Source organism: Mesorhizobium sp. P3_A2 (assembly GCF_056403115.1).
In genome coordinates, this window is sequence record NZ_JBFUGC010000007.1 from 79,645 (window position 1) to 94,826 (window position 15,182).

Below are 15,182 nucleotides of genomic sequence, written 5' to 3' on the forward strand. Positions count from 1 at the left end.
TAGGTAAACGGAGGCGCCTCCGTTTTAGTGGAGCAGTCTTATCATATAATCAAGGGAGCCGGTATGTCACGTGCTGAGAGTGTGAAGACTGAGGCATCCCCTGCCCTTGCCCTCCGCCGCCCAAGCCCCACTTCATTCCTCTCGCGTCAAGCAACTGGAGCCAGACGCCCATGACCCGCCAGACCACCATCCACCTCACCATCAACGGCCGCGATCACTCACTCGAGGTCGAGCCGCGCGTCACGCTGCTCGACGCGCTGCGTGATCGCCTCGACCTGACTGGCACCAAGAAGGGCTGCGACCACGGCCAGTGTGGTGCCTGCACTGTGCATGTCGACGGCGAGCGCGTGCTTGCCTGCCTGACCCTGGCCGCGCAGGTCGAAGGCCGCGAAATCACCACCATCGAGGGGCTCGCCGGCGAGGACGGCGCGCTCAGTGCCGTGCAGGCGGCCTTCCTCGACCAGGACGCCTTCCAGTGCGGCTATTGCACGCCCGGACAGATCATGTCGGCGGTAGCCTGCATCCGCGAGGGCCATGCCGGTTCCGACGACGAGATCCGCGAATACATGGCCGGCAATCTCTGCCGCTGCGGCGCCTATCCGAACATCGTCGCCGCCGTGCGCCAGGCGGCCCTGGAGGTGGCATCATGAGGGATTTTTCCTACGTTCGCGCCGACAGCATCGAGGCCGCGCGCAAGGCAGCGGCGCTTCCCGGCGCCATGCTGCTTGCCGGCGGCACGACGCTGGTCGACCTCGCCAAATGCGGCGTCGCCCAGCCTGAGACCGTCGTCGACATCACCCATCTCAAGGGGCTGGACACGATCAACGTCGATGCAACTCACGCCACGCTCGGCGCGCTGGCGAAAATGAGCCATGTCGCCGACCATGCCGGGATCAAGAGCCATTTTCCCGCCGTCTCGGAAGCGCTGTGGCAGGCCGCCTCGGCGCAGCTGCGCAACATGGCGACCGTCGGCGGCAATCTGATGCAGCGCACGCGCTGTCCTTATTTCCGCGATCCCTCGAACTTTTCCGCCTGCAACAAGCGTGAGCCAGGCAGCGGCTGCTCGGCGATCGGTGGCGTGACGCGGGGCCACGCCGTGCTCGGCACCAGCCAGGCCTGCATCGCCATGTATCCCGGCGACCTCGCCACCGCGCTTGTCGCCTTCGATGCGACGGTTCATCTCGGCCAGCGCGTGCTCAAGGTCGACGATTTCTTCCTGCTGCCGGGCGACACGCCTGAGCGCGAGCATGACATTGGTCCGAGCGAGATGATCACCGCCATCGAGATCCCCGGTTCGGCCGCCGCGCGGCGCTCGACCTATCTCAAGGTGCGTGACCGCCAGTCCTACGAGTTCGCCGCGGCAAGTGCCGCGGTCGGGCTGGAGCTGGAAGCCGATGGCCGCACGATCCGCGACCTGCGCGTCGCGCTCGGCGGCGTCGCCACAAAACCGTGGCGGGCGCGCGCCGTGGAAGAGGCGCTGAAAGGCAAGGTCCTGGACGAAGACACCGTGCGCAAGGCGAGCGGGCTCGCCATGGAAGGCGCCGTCGACCATGGCGCCAACCACTACAAGATCGAGCTCGCGCCGCGCGTGGTCGCGCGCGCCATCCTCAAACTGGGAGAGACGGCATGACCGTTCACAACATCAGACATGCCAATACAAGACATGCCGATTCGAGACATGGCGACGCCTCCGACGGCGCGGTCGGCGGACGGCTGTCGCGCGTCGATGGCCCGGCCAAGATCACCGGTGCTGCCAAATACGCCTTCGAGCAGCAGCTAGACGGGCTGGCGCATGCGGTGATGGTCGAGGCCACCATCGCCGCCGGCACGGTGCGCGCGATCGACACACGGGCCGCTGAGACCGCGCCGGGCGTGCTTCTGGTGCTGACGCCCGACACCATCATGGAGATCAAAGGCGCGTCGGACTGGCTGGGCAATCCGCCAACGCAGAAGACATACGCACCGCTCGCCCGCACGGTCACCTATTCCGGCCAGCATATAGCTGCCGTCGTGGCCGAGACCTTCGAGCAGGCGGTCGCCGCGGCGGCCCTGGTCGAGGTCAGCTATGACGAGACGCCGGCCATCGTCGACCTCAGCGATGCCAAGGCCGGCGACGGCATCCCGATCGATGCCATGACCAAGGAATGGGGCGACGCTGAAGCGGCGTTCGCCGCCGCACCGGTGCGCATCTGCGCCGCCTACAACACGCAGCGCGAATACCAGGCGGCGATGGAGCCGCATGGGCTGATCGCGCGCTGGCAGGGCGAAGAGCTCACCATCTGGGAGCCCAGCCAGTGGCTGGACGGCATGGCGCGCACCTATGCCGAATGGTTCGGCGTGCCGTTCGAGAATGTGCGGCTGGTCTCGCCCTATATTGGCGGCGGCTTCGGCTCGAAGGCGCTGGCACTGGCTCACAGCGCGGTGGCGGCGGCCTCGGCGAAAATGCTCGGACGGCCGGTGAAGCTGGTGCTGACAAGGCCGCAGAACTTCACCTCCTATGGCGGCCGCGCCGCGACCCGCCAGACGGTGACGATCGGCGCCGGCCGTGACGGCAAGATCCAGTCGATCGTGCATCGCGGCGTCAACGAGACCGCGGTCGACGGCATGTGGGTCGAGCCGCTGGCTTCGGTCACCTCGATCATGTACGCCACGCCCAGCTTCTCCTCGAAGCAGAATGTTGTGCGGGTGAACACGGTGGTGCCCGGCGCCAAGCGGGCGCCCGGCGAAAACCCCAGCGCCTTCGGCATCGAATGCGCCATCGACGAGCTCGCCTATGAGGTCGGCATCGACCCGCTGGAGATCCGGCTCAGGAACTATGCCGAACAAGATCCGGAAGCGAAAAAAGCCTGGTCGACCCGGCAGTTGCGCGAGGCTTTTGCCGCCGGTGCGGAACGCTTCGGCTGGTCGAAGCGCACGCCGAAGCCGCGTTCGATGCGCGACGGCCACCAGCTGATCGGCTGGGGCGTCGCCGCCGGCACCTATCCGGTGCGGCGCGCCTATGGCGAGGCCATCGTGCGCATTCTCGCAGATGGCTCCGTCGAGGTCGAAAGCTCGTCGATCGACATGGGTCAGGGCACCTACACGATCCTGGCGCAGACAGCGGCCGAAACGGTCGGTGTGCCGGCCGACGATGTCGTGGTCAAGCTCGGCGACTCGCGCTTTCCCCGCGCCGGCGTCGCCGGCGGGTCGCGGCTGGCCGGCGTGATGACCGGCGCGGTCTACAAGGCGGCGACATCGGCGCTTGACCAATTGGTCGGGCTGGCGATCAGCGATCCGCGCTCGCCCTTCCACGCGCTGCAGGCCAACACGCTGGTCGTCGCCAATGGCCGCATCAGGTCGCCGCGCGGCGATGGTCCCGATGTCTCCATTGCGGAACTGCTGGCGAGCGTCGGCCGCAACCATATCGAAGCCACCGGCGACACCATGCCGGCGAATTCGAGCGCCGAGGATCGCTACAAGAACTACACCACCATCGCCACCTCGGTGCCGCACACCGAGGGGGACTATTCGCGCCACTCCTGGTGCGCGCATTTCATCGAAGTGCGCGTCGACGAGGATTTCGGCACGGTGCGCGTGGCGCGCGTGGTGTCGGCGCTGGATTCGGGCCGGCTCTACAACCCGAAACTGGCCGAAAGCCAGTGGAAGGGCGGCATCATCATGGGCATCGGCCAGGCACTGCTCGAAGAAGGCATCGTCGACCGCAGGCATGGCCGCATCGTCAACAACAACCTCGCCGACTATCTGGTGCCGACCAATGCCGACATCCCCGATATCGAAGTGATCTCGGTCGGCATTCCCGACCTGCATTCCTCGGTGCTCGGCGGCAAGGGCGTGGGCGAACTCGCGATCGTCGGCATCGCGCCGGCGATCGCCAATGCGGTGTTCCATGCGACGGGGAAGCGGATCAGGGACCTGCCGATTACCTTGGAGAAGCTGATCTAAGGCAGGCGCGAGGCCCCCTCTGGCCGGCAGGCCAGAGGGGCTGCTGTCCCGCCGGCGTCTCAGCAAATCACACCTTCACATAGGGAGATCAGACACTCGCCAGCAAGTTCGCATCCCGTGCCAACCGCCAGCGCCCATCGCCTTCCTTGCGCAGCAGCGTGAGCGTGTAGCCGGACCGCCGCGCCGGCCCGCCGCCCAGCGGCGTTGCCGTCATGTCGATGCGGTTGCGGATATAGGCCCAGTCGCCGAGCAGCTTGAGTTCGACGATCTCGCTCGAGCTATCGATCTTCGTCTCGCCCATGGCCCTTGAGGCGGCGGCGAAGGCCTCCTTGCCGAACGGTTCCTTGCCGGGAACCATGAAGACCACGTCGTCGGTCATCAGCGAGAGCACGGTCTCCAGATCGCCCTTCCGGCTCGCCGCTATCCAGGCATCGACCACCTGCCGGATCGCGCTTTCGTCTTCGGTCATTGGTTTGCCTCCCTGCAATCGCGTGGCGGGCGGATCATCGGTGAAATAGGTGGGGCAAACGTCGCCGCTGGCAATATGCGCCTGCGGAAGCGCCGACGCTAGGTCACGGATTGGCTTGGGAGCCGTGACGGGCCGACTGCCAGTCAGCTCTGCCCAAGAGTGGTTGGCCCCGGTGGCTCGCGACGACTCGCCAAAGAGTGGTTTTCCAACATGGGCAGCAGCAGTAATATTGCTGCACAGGTTTGTTGAACTTCACGTGGGGTTCGAGAGGTATGCCGCGAGCGCGACGCCAGATGGCACTAACAGCTGATTTGGTCGCGCGTACAATTCGCGCGATTGAGAATACCGGTCCGCCTCCGGATCTGGTTCGCAATACCGAAACCGAGTGGAACGCCATCGTTCGGGAAATGTTGGCAACGCGTCCTGATGGACGGGATGTGTGGATTTTCGCCTATGGCTCCCTTCTCTGGAACCCGGCCGTGGAGCACGTGGAGGAGCGTGCGGGCGTAGTGCCGGGGTGGCACCGTTCGTTCTGTATTCGCATGCGAGATTGGCGCGGAACTGTCGACCAGCCAGGCTTGATGATGGGGCTCGACCGGGGAGGCCAATGCAGGGGAATGGCCCTACGGATGGCGGAAGATACGGTTGAAGCCCAACTCGGAAAACTTGTCCGGCGCGAAATGCCGGTGCGGCCGTCCAGCAAGCCGTTCACCCACGCTCACCGTTGGGTGCAGGTTCAGACAGCTCAAGGGCTCGTTCGAGCCCTTGCCTTCGTCGTCAACCGAAAGGGAGGCAACTATATGGGAGGCCTTACCCTGGATGAGACGGCGGGCATTTTGGCCAGAGCATGTGGCCATGGAGGATCGTGCGCCGAATATCTTCACAACACAATCTTGCAATTGGAGGCCTTGGGCATTCGGGATCGCAACTTGTGGCGCTTGCAGTCGCTTGTCGCAGACAAGCTTACTTCGTCGCATCCGTGACCGGGTGCGGCATCCCGCGCGCTGAGGTAGCGGGAGCGCAAATTGGGTGCTGTCCCGACGGCGTCTCTCAAATGAATCCCGCCCCGGTTCGCCAATCTCCAGCAGCCGCCTACCACTGCAGCCCGAACACCAGCTTGCCGAAATGCCGGCCGCCGGCGGCCATGTGGGTGTAGGCTTCGGCCGCTTCGTTCTGTGAAAACACCTTGTCGACGACCGGCTCGATCCCGGCGGCGCCGATGGCGCGGGTGGAGTCCTTGAGGTCCGACACCGATCCGGTGTTGTTGCCGATCACCTTCAGCGCCTTGATGATGATCGGCAGCAGGTTGACGGTCGCCTCGGCGCCGGTGACGAAGCCGATGGTGAACAGCGTGCCGTCAGGCGCCGTGGCGTTGACGGCGCGGGCGAAGGTGGCGGTGCCGCCGGTCTCGACGACGAGGTCGGCGCCGAGGCCGTCGGTCAGTTCCAGCACCTTGCCGTCCCAATCCGGGGTCGCGCGGTAGTTGATCAGGTGATCGGCGCCGAGCGCCTTGGCGCGCTCCAGCTTCTCGTCCGACGAGGAGGTGATGATGACGGTGGCGCCGGCCGCCTTGGCAAGCTGCAGGGTGACGATCGAGACACCGCCGGTGCCGAGCAGGGCGACGACCGAGCCCGGTCCAACGTCGGCGGCGCGGATGGCGAAGGTCGAGAAGAGATCGAGTCAATTGCGAAAGCACTTCTTGGGATCTCACGTGACGAAACTAAAGCCGACGGAGCGGCCTCAACAGAAGCGCCGATGGAATTCTCCGCTACCGGCTGATCACAAAGCACCGCTCCGGCTTCGTGCTCAAGGACATGGCATCAGCCTCTCCGACATCGGCAAAGTCGCATTGCATGGAACTGCCCGATCCGGATTTCGGAAAGCAACTGTATCCGTCCACGCGATCCGCGCCCTAAGCCGCCTCTATCGTCGCCGTGCCTAACAATCCCTTCCATTTCCGGGGATTACGCGCTCAGCGGCCTGCGCCTCCGCCGCCCCCGACCTGCCCCTTCAAAAACTGCCCGAGCAAATCCACCGGTAGCGGGAACACCACCGTGGAGGAGCGCTCGCCGGCTATGTCGTGCAGGGCCTCGAAATAGCGCAGCTGCATGGCTTGCGGCTCGGCCGCCAGCATGCGGCCGGCCTCGACCAGCTTCGCCGCCGCCTGCTGCTCGCCATCGGCGTTGATCACCTTGGCGCGGCGCAGGCGTTCGGCCTCGGCCTGCTTGGCGATGGCGCGGATCATGCTCTCGTTGAGGTCGACATGCTTGATCTCGACATTGGAGACCTTGATGCCCCAGGCGTCGGTGCGCTGGTCGAGGATCTCCTGGATGTCGCTGTTGAGCTTGTCGCGCTCGGCCAGCATCTCGTCGAGTTCGTGCTTGCCGAGCACCGAGCGCAGCGTGGTCTGCGCCAGCTGGCTGGTGGCGGCCATGAAATCCTCGACCTGGATGATCGCGCGCTCGGCGTCGACGATGCGGAAATAAAGCACCGCATTGACCTTCACCGAGACGTTGTCGCGCGAGATCACGTCCTGCGGCGGCACGTCTTGCACCACGACGCGCAAATCGACCCGCACCATCTGCTGGACGAAGGGGATGAGGATGATGAGGCCGGGACCCTTGACCGCCGTGAAGCGGCCGAGCGTGAAGACCACGCCGCGCTGATATTCCCTGAGGATGCGGATGGCCGCCGACAGGAAGATGAGCACGGCCACCGCAACGATGAGATAGGCCACGTAACCGACCATCATTTTATTGCTCCATTGTTGCTCGCATCGCGACGCCGCACCGTCAGCACGAGGTCGCTGACGTCGGTCACCTCTGCGCTGTCGCCGGGTGCGACGGATTCGTCTGCCCTCGCCCGCCAGCGTTCGCCCAGGGCCAGCACATGGCCCTCGCCGCCCTGCCAGTCGAGGATCTCTACGGGAAGGCCGCGCATGGCCTCGCCGCCAACGCGCGGCGGGTTCCTGCGTGCCGCCCAGACATAGGTGCCGGTGAGCAGCGCCAGCCCCAGCGTCAGCGCGGCGGCCGGGCCGATGACCGCCCACGACATGGCAAAGCCCGGACCCTCGACCTTGAGCAGCATGGCGGAGCCGAGCAGGAAGGCGGCCACGCCGCCGAGCCCAAGAACCACGGTGGGGTTGAAGGCCTCGACGGCGAGGAAGGCGACACCGAGCAGCATCAGGGCAAGGCCGGTATAGTTGATCGGCAGGAGATTGAGCGCATAGAGGCCGAGCACGAGGCAGATGGTGCCGACGACGCCGGGCGCGACCGCACCGGGGCTGGTGAACTCGAAGATGATGCCGTAGACGCCGACCAGCATCAGGATGATGGCGACGTTCGGATCTGTGATGACGGAGAGAAGCCGGATGAACCAGCCGGGCTCCAGCGTCTCGACCGGCAGGCCCTTGGTCGCCAGCACCTGTTTCTTGCCGGCCACATCGACGGTGCGCCCGTCGGCCTTTTGCAGCAGTTCGGTCGTGTCGCGGGCGACGAAGTCGATGACATGCTCCTGCAGCGCCGCGTTGGCCGACAGGCTAGCCGCCTCGCGCACCGCCTTCTCGCCCCAGTCGCCGTTGCGCCCGCGCAGTTCGGCAAGCGAGCGGATGAGCGCGACTGCGTCATTGGTCACCTTGGCCATCATCGCGTCGCCGGCCGGCCGGCCGGTGGCGTCCTTCTGGTCCTTCTCCTTGTCGCCGCCCGGAAGCGACGGCAGCCCGCCCATCTCGACCGGCGTCGCCGCCCCCAGATTGGTGCCGGGCGCCATTGCCGCGACATGGGTGGCATAGAGAATGTAGGTGCCGGCGCTCGCCGCATGACCGCCGGCCGGCGCGACATAGCCAATGACGGGTACCGGAGAAGCCAGGATGTCGGCGATCATCTCGCGCATCGAGGTGACCAGACCGCCCGGCGTGTCGAGCTGAAGGATGAGGACTTCGGCGTCTCGTTTGGCGGCGACGTCAAGCGCTTCCTCGAGCTGCCTGGTGCTTGCCGGCCCGATGGCGCCGTCGATGGCGACGCTCAGTGCGACCCTCTCGCTCCCGGCCGATGAGGAGGGAGAAAGCACGGCCGCGGCGACGAAGGCTGCGGCAAGAAGGGCCATCCGCGCGAAGGTCACGCTCAAAGCTCCATGAAGAAGATATGGGAGCGATTTTGGTGAAGTCCAAGGAGGGGGTGTGGCGACGTGGAGTCCGTCAGCGTTGCAGGAGACGCGTCGAAGACACAGCCGCCAATTTTCCCCCGAGAGGGGGCGCGAAGGATCGCGGCATTAGTCCAGGGTTCCTCGCCCTCAAAGCTGATGTCCGCGCAGCGGACGAAAGCCAATTGGTTGGCTTTTCAAGCTTCGAACGCTTGAGCCGGCGAATGGCCGGGCCGACAAGCACCCCGGCGCGGCGGGTTCTGTCCAGGCGACACTTCCCGTCAGAATTTATAGGCGATGCCGATGCGAAGATCGTGCGTCGTCAGTTCGATCTCTTCGGGGCCGAGCGGGGCGCCATCGGAGATAAAGTGACGCCTGGACGGGTGGCGGCCGAAATCGGCGAAGCGGTATTCGCCGCGAACCATCCAGTTGTCGGTGACGGCATACTCGGCGCCGGCGCCCAGCGTGTATCCCGTGATCGTGTCCTTGACGTCGGCGTAAGGACCGCCCGGAATGTCCACAGTGGTGTGCTTGTACGACCCCACTGCCAGACCGCCGGTGACGAAAGGAAGCCAGCGATCCATCGCGTAGCCGGCCCGCAGGCGAATGGAGCCAACCGAGTCCAGCTTGAGTTCGCCGCCAAAGGCGGGGTCATCGACGCCGAGCGCTCGGTAGAGTGTGGTGTCCCTCACGCTGGCGAAGCTGTAGTCGCCCTCGATGCCGAGCACCAACCCGCCGTCGAACTGATGGTTGAAGCCGGCATACAGGCCGCCGAAGCCACCCGACGGACTGTAGCCCCATCCGTAGTCGTCGAAGCTGCCCGGGGCAAAGGTCTGCCCGACCCTTGCATCCCCCCAGGCGTATCCGGCCTGCGCGCCAATGTAGGCGCCGGACCAGTTGTAGGTGGCGGCAGCCGGCAGACCCACCATGGCGTCCGCAGCGGACGCCATGGTGACAGGTGCCAGGACAAACGCCGTAACAAGAAGGATGGTTTTCATCGTCTGTCTGCTGTCCCGAAGAGTTGCGTTCCGGGCGCAAAAGGCTGGCGCGGGGTATTGTTCGGCCGTCAGATCAGAACTTGTAGCTAAGGCCGGCCCGGACATCATGCGTCTGGAGATCGACGCTCGTCGCCGTGTTAAGACCGGCTGCTATCGAGAGATCCTTGCTGCCGAAGTCGGAGTAGCGATATTCGACCCGCGCGATCCATCTGTCGGTGAAGGCGTGCTCGACGCCGGCTCCAACCGTCCAGCCGACATGGGTCTCATCGTGGAATGGTATTTGAATGGCGCCGCTGCCGCCGATCGCAGTCACTTCATACTTTGCCGCGGCCACGCCGCCAGCGATGTAGGGCAAAGTCCTATCGAAGGCGTAGCCCACCCGCAGCCGCGCCGCACCCGACCATTTGAGTTCGCTCCTAAGCAATGTACTGAAACCACCGCCGTTAGCATCGAGGGGTATCACCGCATCTGCTTTATTATACGTAAGGTCAGCCTCGGCGCCGATGACGAAGCGGTTTGCCATTTGGTAATTTGTGCCGATATGGACGCCGCCAATAAAACCGTCTGGATCTAGGGGAAGGTTGAGGTCGGTGGCCCCACCGAAGCCACCGCCGGCGATAAAGAAATTCGATCTCCCGGCCGCGTAACCGAAGTGAACGCCGGCATAGAGGCCGGACCAGTCGTAAGCGGCAACAGGCAAGGCCTCATTGAGGTCCGCAGCGGATGCCATGCCGACCGGCGCGAGAATGAAGGCTGTCGCGAGAAGAATCGTTTTCATAGTTTGTTGCTGCCCCACAAATGTTGCGTTCCCCGCCGCGGAAAATGCGCCGCGGCGATCCAAGTGTTGTCGAGACACCGGTGTTGCATTGTCCGCGGGCCGCGTCTTGGGCTGAACCGCACCCGAATTGTCGTGGAGCGCGCCCCGGCACTTTCCCGGCCGGTGTGGCCATTCAGCCGCAGTCGATTTTCGCGCCGTGCATTTGGCAGGACTCGTGGCCGGTGAAACTACCTGGCGCCGCTCGGCGTCGAGCCGAAGCGGCGGCGGAAGCAGCGATTGAAATAGGAGACATCGGAGAAGCCGCTGAGCAATGCGATCTCGCTGATCCGCATCTGGTCGTTGCGCCTGTTGGAGAGCATTCTATGGGCTCTCTGCAAGCGCGATTCGAGAATGCGCTCGGCAAAACTCATCCCGGTTTCCTGCAGGAGATCATGGACGTAGCGCACGGAGAGCCGCAGTTGCCGGGCAACGCTCTGGGCCGAAATGGCGGGATCGGCGAAATTGTCCCGCATTTTTTGCAGGATGGCCTGGAGTCTTGCAGCGCGCAGGCCACGCAACCCAGCCAGCTCGGCGCTTTCGCCTTTCGCACCGGTCGCCAGGCCGATCAGATCGACGATCGTTTCGGTGGCATGGGTGACAAGATCGGGCGAGACCAAGGCGGGACCTGCTTCCAGAAACCGGCAATAGCCCTTGAGCATATCGAGGGCCTCATTGTCGGCGCCGATGGTCAACGCCAACCGGTCCTCGACATGCGTGAAGGCATTCTCCAGCATGGTGCGGGGAACCACCACATTCGCCCAGATATTCTTGTCGCCGCCGGTCATTTGCAGCGCTTCGGAAGCCGAAACCAATGCGGCCTCGCCTTTGCCCACATGATAGTCGCGGCCGATCTGGGCGCCGCTGAGTATCGTATCGCCATTGTTGATCAGGAGGAGGTAGCCGTCACGGCCGTCGGAGGCAATATTGCTCGCCTTGCGGCTGGCATGCCTGATGGTGCCAGCCATCTGCCCGAGCACCAGTTGCCCGACGGGCATGGCTTCGATCGCGGCTTCGAACGACAGCCGCTCGGAAATCGTATATTCAACCGACCATATCTCGGCGACGTGGATGTCCTGCCAGAGCGCAAACCGCGCGCGGTGATCCAGATGCGACGGCAGGTCGACCGATGAGAAGACGTTCTTTTTCAAGGGCAACTGGGCCTTTTCTGCGCGCGCGTCTTCACTTGGCAGTTCTATGTATTTTACCAGTCCGCCGCTTGTCCAGAGCGAGCAATATTTATGCCGCGTGCGGCAATTTCACTGCTGTTCTAGACAATAATTCGCCCGAACTTTATTGGTATGCCCAGCAGAATTTCCAAAATACTCGAAAATACCAGTGGGAATCAGCGCGGTGGACCGCGCCTGGGATGGGGTAGGACTGCCAATTTCCCTCACAAAACGCCACCCTCGGCTCCTCCCTGGCGCGCCGCAGCCGCTCCGCCCCGGCCTGCTGGCAGGGGCGGCCAGGCGCAAACCTCACCCTTCCCTTCCCTCACCACTCCAAGCCAAACACCAGCTTGCCGAAGTGCAGGCCGCCGGCGGCCATGTGGGTGTAGGCTTCGGACGCTTCATGCTGTGAAAACACCTTGTCGACGACCGGCTCGATCCCGGCGGCGCCGATGGCGCGGGTGGCATCCTTGAGGTCCGACACCGATCCGGTGTTGTTGCCGATCACCTTCAGCGCCTTGATGATGATCGGCAGCAGGTTGACGGTCGCCTCGGCGCCGGTGACGAAGCCGATGGTGAACAGCGTGCCGCCAGGCGCCGTGGCGTTGACGGCGCGGGCGAAGGTGGCGGTGCCGCCGGTCTCGACGACGAGGTCGGCGCCGAGGCCGTCGGTCAGTTCCAGCACCTTGCCGTCCCAATCGGGGGTCGCGCGGTAGTTGATCAGGTGATCGGCGCCGAGCGCCTTGGCGCGCTCCAGCTTCTCGTCCGACGAGGAGGTGATGATGACGGTGGCGCCGGCCGCCTTGGCAAGCTGCAGGGTGACGATCGAGACACCGCCGGTGCCGAGCAGCACGACCACCGAGCCCGGCCCGATATCGGCGGCGCGGATGGCGTTCCATGCGGTGGTGCCGGCGATCGGCAGCGTCGAGGCTGCCTCGAAGGAGAGATACGCCGGGATCGGCACGATCGAATTGGCCGGCAGCGCGACATATTCGGCGAGCGATCCGGGCAGCGAGACGCCACGCATCTGCGTCATCTCGTAAGGACGCGGCCGGCCGCCGATCCAGCGCGGCTTGGCATGGGCGACGACGCGGTCGCCGACGGCGTATTTGGTGACGCCCTCGCCGAGCGCGACGATCTCGCCGGCGCCGTCGGCGATGGGAATGAGCGGGAAGCTCGGGCCGGGATAGTTGCCGCTCGCCACCGCGACATCGACGAAGTTCAGGCTCGCCGCGCGCTGGCGGATCAGCACCTCGCCGCGCTGCGGCTCGGGGGTGGCGACAGAGGCGGCGCGGAAGGCGTCCAGCCTGGGCTGGCTGAGTTCGATGGCTTTCATGGTTTCACTCCGGTGAGACGATTGATGGGTTGAGTGAAGCTAGCTGCTGCGCTATTCCTGGATAATCCTTGGTTTTTACATTTGAGTATTGCGTATTATGCCGCAATCCTATGAGCCGGCCGCGCTTGCCGAAATGGCGGCCTTCGTGGCCATCGCCGAGGCGCGCTCCTTCTCCAGGGCGGCGGTACGGGTTGGGCGCGACGCCACCATCCTGTCGCGCCGCCTGCAATCGCTGGAGGAGCGGCTCGGTGTCAGGCTGCTTCACCGCACGACGCGCAGCGTGTCGCTGACCGAGGCGGGCGCGGAGTTCCTGTTGCGCGTGCGCGCCATCCTCGCCTCGGTCGACGAGGCGGAGGCGGCCGCTTCCGCGCATGCCGGCGGCGGGCCGCGCGGCCTGCTCAGGCTGGCGCTGCCCGGTACGTTCGGGCGCATGTGGATCGGGCCACTGTTGCCGCAATTCCTCGCCGAATTTCCCGATGTGCGCATCGAGGCCGAGTTCTCCAACCGCTTCGCCGATCTCGTCACCGAGAATTTCGACGTCGCCGTGCGGCTCGGCGCGCTGGAGGATTCGCGCCTGGTGGCGCGCAAGGTCGCGACGCGGCGCCGGCTGCTCTGCGCCGCCCCTTCCTACCTCGCCCGCAGGGGCACGCCGGCGGCGCCCGAAGTTCTGACCGAGCACGCCTGCCTCGGCTTCACCGGCTTCCAATCCTTTCCGACCTGGGAAATGACCGACAGCTCGGGACGCCGCGTCAGCGTCGAAGTCTCGGGGCCGATGGTTTGCGACGATGCCGAGGTGCTGGTCGAAGCCGCCGTACAAGGCCTCGGCCTGATGATGAGCACCGACTGGCTGGTCGGACGCGAACTCGCCGATGGACGGCTGGTGCCGGTGCTGGCGGACTGGACGCTTGCCGATGAAGGCGCGGTGTATGTCGTCATGCCCTCAGCCAAGGGACAGGCGGCCAAGGTTCGCGCCTTCGCCGACTGGATCGGCAGGTGCTTTGCCCCCAACCCGCCATGGACGTCGAGGCCAGTCTCCAAGGCCTGATCAGTCGAGCGCGCCGGGGAGCTACGATGACAAGCCGCTGTCACCAGGCCTTTTGTGCTGTATGGTCCTCTTGAATGTCGCGATGGGGTGGGAGGGGATCATGCAAAGCGCATTGGCGAAGTTCATCATGGCAAGTTCCGTTCTGGCCGTGCTGCAGACCTTGCAGCCGGCCTTTGCCGCATCCTGCAAATGGACCGCCAAGATGGAGGAAGACGAAGGCGGCAGCGTGCTGACGGCCTCGGTCTGTGGCGGGCCGAAAGCCGACGCGCATCTGATGCTGGTCTGTTTCGACAAGCCGGTGCTGAGCTACGATCTCGGCACCGCCGGCCAGCAACTGGAGCCGGGCAACAGCGCTTCCTTCATCTTCAAGGGCGGTGACGAGACCGTGACCAAGAAGCTCGATCTCGAGGCCATGTATAATTACTTCACGGCTGAGCTGAGCAAAGACGATCCACTGCTCGGCCTGCTGCGCGGCAAGGGTGACATCACGGTTTCGGCCGACAAATATGGCGAGAACAGCTTTCCGCTGACGGGGTCGAGTGCGGCAATAGGCAAGGTGCTGGCGCAGTGCGGCAAAGGTTCAGCCGGCGACGCCGACTGAGGCTGCCCTACTTTCGACCACGCAACCGGTCGCGTGCCTCCATTAGGGCAAAGCCGAGCAGGTTTTCGCCGCGCCACAACAGCGGGTTGCCGGCACGCTCGTCATCGGCGGCCAGGCCAATGCCCCAGATCCGGTCGACGGGGCTCGCCTCGACCAGGACCTGATCGCCGGTCGACAGCAGAAACGCGCCGAGCGCCTTGTGCTGCCGAAATTTCTCAAAACTCCCCTCGGTGACGATGCGGTATTTCTCCGCGTCCCATCGCGCCGCATCGAAGCCGCTGACCTGTCGTCCGAGCTGCTTGGCCTGCCTTGGGCTGCCTGCGCTCAGTATCTGCGTTGCCGTCTGGTCGTCGCCGAACAGGCGCGCCTTGCCGGCCATCATCCAGTGTTCGGCTGTCGGATAGGTCAGCCCACCGACGCTGAACGGCGCCGGCCACCACTGGCTGAGGCAGGACGTGGTGATGCGTCCGTCCTTCGACGGCTGGTGTCCCCGGAAGAACAGCAGCTTCGCCCGGGATTTTGCGCGGAAGGCTGCTTCGAGCCACGAACGGTCGTAGGTCATGGCGGGGATGAAGCGGAACGGCGGAATGCTTGTCAACGCCGGTGACACGTACGAACAATGTCCTGCCCGCCATTCTCTTTTGCCGGCTATGCCTGGCAGAACTCCC

The 15,182-nt window shown here is 64.9% G+C and carries 16 protein-coding genes; 7 read left to right on the top strand and 9 right to left on the bottom strand.

The annotated features are described in order from the left end of the window. Positions 1-170: 170 nt before the first annotated feature. The 3 genes from AC1DXM_RS17245 to AC1DXM_RS17255 are packed head-to-tail and all read left to right on the top strand — an operon-like array spanning position 171 to position 3,942. The gene (locus AC1DXM_RS17245; protein WP_477234521.1) at positions 171-650 is read left to right on the top strand and encodes a (2Fe-2S)-binding protein; all 480 of its coding nucleotides are present in this window, start codon (positions 171-173) and stop codon (positions 648-650) included. Next, the gene (locus AC1DXM_RS17250; protein ID WP_477234523.1) at positions 647-1,630 is read left to right on the top strand and encodes an FAD binding domain-containing protein; all 984 of its coding nucleotides are present in this window, start codon (positions 647-649) and stop codon (positions 1,628-1,630) included. The genes AC1DXM_RS17245 and AC1DXM_RS17250 overlap by 4 nt, the downstream gene beginning before the upstream one ends. Further along, positions 1,627-3,942 (top strand): xanthine dehydrogenase family protein molybdopterin-binding subunit, encoded by a 2,316-nt coding sequence (locus AC1DXM_RS17255; RefSeq protein ID WP_477234525.1) that lies wholly within the window; start codon positions 1,627-1,629, stop codon positions 3,940-3,942. The genes AC1DXM_RS17250 and AC1DXM_RS17255 overlap by 4 nt, the downstream gene beginning before the upstream one ends. Positions 3,943-4,030: 88 nt before the next feature. Here the strand turns inward: AC1DXM_RS17255 and AC1DXM_RS17260 are convergent, their stop codons facing one another. Next, positions 4,031-4,411: a YybH family protein gene (locus AC1DXM_RS17260; RefSeq protein WP_477234527.1), complete on the bottom strand. Its 381-nt coding sequence runs from the start codon at positions 4,409-4,411 to the stop codon at positions 4,031-4,033. A gap of 293 nt (positions 4,412-4,704) precedes the next feature. Here AC1DXM_RS17260 and AC1DXM_RS17265 point away from each other — a divergent pair, with 293 nt between their 5' ends. Then, positions 4,705-5,394: a gamma-glutamylcyclotransferase gene (locus tag AC1DXM_RS17265; RefSeq protein ID WP_477234529.1), complete on the top strand. Its 690-nt coding sequence runs from the start codon at positions 4,705-4,707 to the stop codon at positions 5,392-5,394. Between the two features lie 109 nt (positions 5,395-5,503). On the opposite strand, the gene AC1DXM_RS17270 is transcribed toward AC1DXM_RS17265, so the two are convergent. Then, positions 5,504-6,004, bottom strand: coding sequence for a zinc-binding dehydrogenase (locus tag AC1DXM_RS17270; RefSeq protein ID WP_477235020.1), 501 nt, complete (start codon positions 6,002-6,004; stop codon positions 5,504-5,506). Here AC1DXM_RS17270 and AC1DXM_RS17275 point away from each other — a divergent pair. Continuing rightward, positions 5,903-6,190 carry a hypothetical protein gene (locus tag AC1DXM_RS17275; RefSeq protein WP_477234531.1) on the top strand — a complete coding sequence of 96 codons (288 nt, stop codon included), beginning with the start codon at positions 5,903-5,905 and terminating at the stop codon, positions 6,188-6,190. The genes AC1DXM_RS17270 and AC1DXM_RS17275 overlap by 102 nt on opposite strands. 193 nt (positions 6,191-6,383) lie before the next feature. On the opposite strand, the gene AC1DXM_RS17280 is transcribed toward AC1DXM_RS17275, so the two are convergent. From AC1DXM_RS17280 to AC1DXM_RS17305, 6 genes are all read right to left on the bottom strand, one after another. Then, positions 6,384-7,163, bottom strand: coding sequence for a slipin family protein (locus tag AC1DXM_RS17280; RefSeq protein WP_477234533.1), 780 nt, complete (start codon positions 7,161-7,163; stop codon positions 6,384-6,386). After that, on the bottom strand, positions 7,160-8,530 hold the full coding sequence (locus tag AC1DXM_RS17285; RefSeq protein WP_477234535.1) for an NfeD family protein: 1,371 nt from the start codon (positions 8,528-8,530) through the stop codon (positions 7,160-7,162). Before AC1DXM_RS17285 ends, AC1DXM_RS17280 begins: the two co-directional genes overlap by 4 nt. A gap of 302 nt (positions 8,531-8,832) precedes the next feature. Then, positions 8,833-9,549, bottom strand: coding sequence for an outer membrane protein (locus AC1DXM_RS17290; protein ID WP_477234537.1), 717 nt, complete (start codon positions 9,547-9,549; stop codon positions 8,833-8,835). Positions 9,550-9,622: 73 nt separating this feature from the next. Then, positions 9,623-10,327 carry an outer membrane protein gene (locus AC1DXM_RS17295; protein ID WP_477234539.1) on the bottom strand — a complete coding sequence of 235 codons (705 nt, stop codon included), beginning with the start codon at positions 10,325-10,327 and terminating at the stop codon, positions 9,623-9,625. Positions 10,328-10,554: 227 nt separating this feature from the next. Beyond that, the gene (locus AC1DXM_RS17300; protein ID WP_477234541.1) at positions 10,555-11,514 is read right to left on the bottom strand and encodes an AraC family transcriptional regulator; all 960 of its coding nucleotides are present in this window, start codon (positions 11,512-11,514) and stop codon (positions 10,555-10,557) included. Between the two features lie 343 nt (positions 11,515-11,857). Continuing rightward, complete coding sequence (locus tag AC1DXM_RS17305) at positions 11,858-12,868, bottom strand: zinc-dependent alcohol dehydrogenase family protein (protein ID WP_477234543.1); 1,011 nt, start codon at positions 12,866-12,868, stop codon at positions 11,858-11,860. Positions 12,869-12,965: 97 nt separating this feature from the next. Between AC1DXM_RS17305 and AC1DXM_RS17310 the strand changes: the two genes are divergently transcribed. Both AC1DXM_RS17310 and AC1DXM_RS17315 read left to right on the top strand, forming a co-directional pair. Beyond that, positions 12,966-13,913 carry a LysR family transcriptional regulator gene (locus AC1DXM_RS17310; RefSeq protein WP_477234545.1) on the top strand — a complete coding sequence of 316 codons (948 nt, stop codon included), beginning with the start codon at positions 12,966-12,968 and terminating at the stop codon, positions 13,911-13,913. A gap of 100 nt (positions 13,914-14,013) precedes the next feature. After that, on the top strand, positions 14,014-14,514 hold the full coding sequence (locus tag AC1DXM_RS17315; protein ID WP_477234547.1) for a hypothetical protein: 501 nt from the start codon (positions 14,014-14,016) through the stop codon (positions 14,512-14,514). Positions 14,515-14,521: 7 nt separating this feature from the next. On the opposite strand, the gene AC1DXM_RS17320 is transcribed toward AC1DXM_RS17315, so the two are convergent. After that, a complete protein-coding gene (locus AC1DXM_RS17320) occupies positions 14,522-15,124 on the bottom strand; it encodes an NADAR family protein (RefSeq protein ID WP_477234549.1) in 603 nt (200 codons plus the stop codon). Positions 15,125-15,182 lie beyond the last annotated feature (58 nt).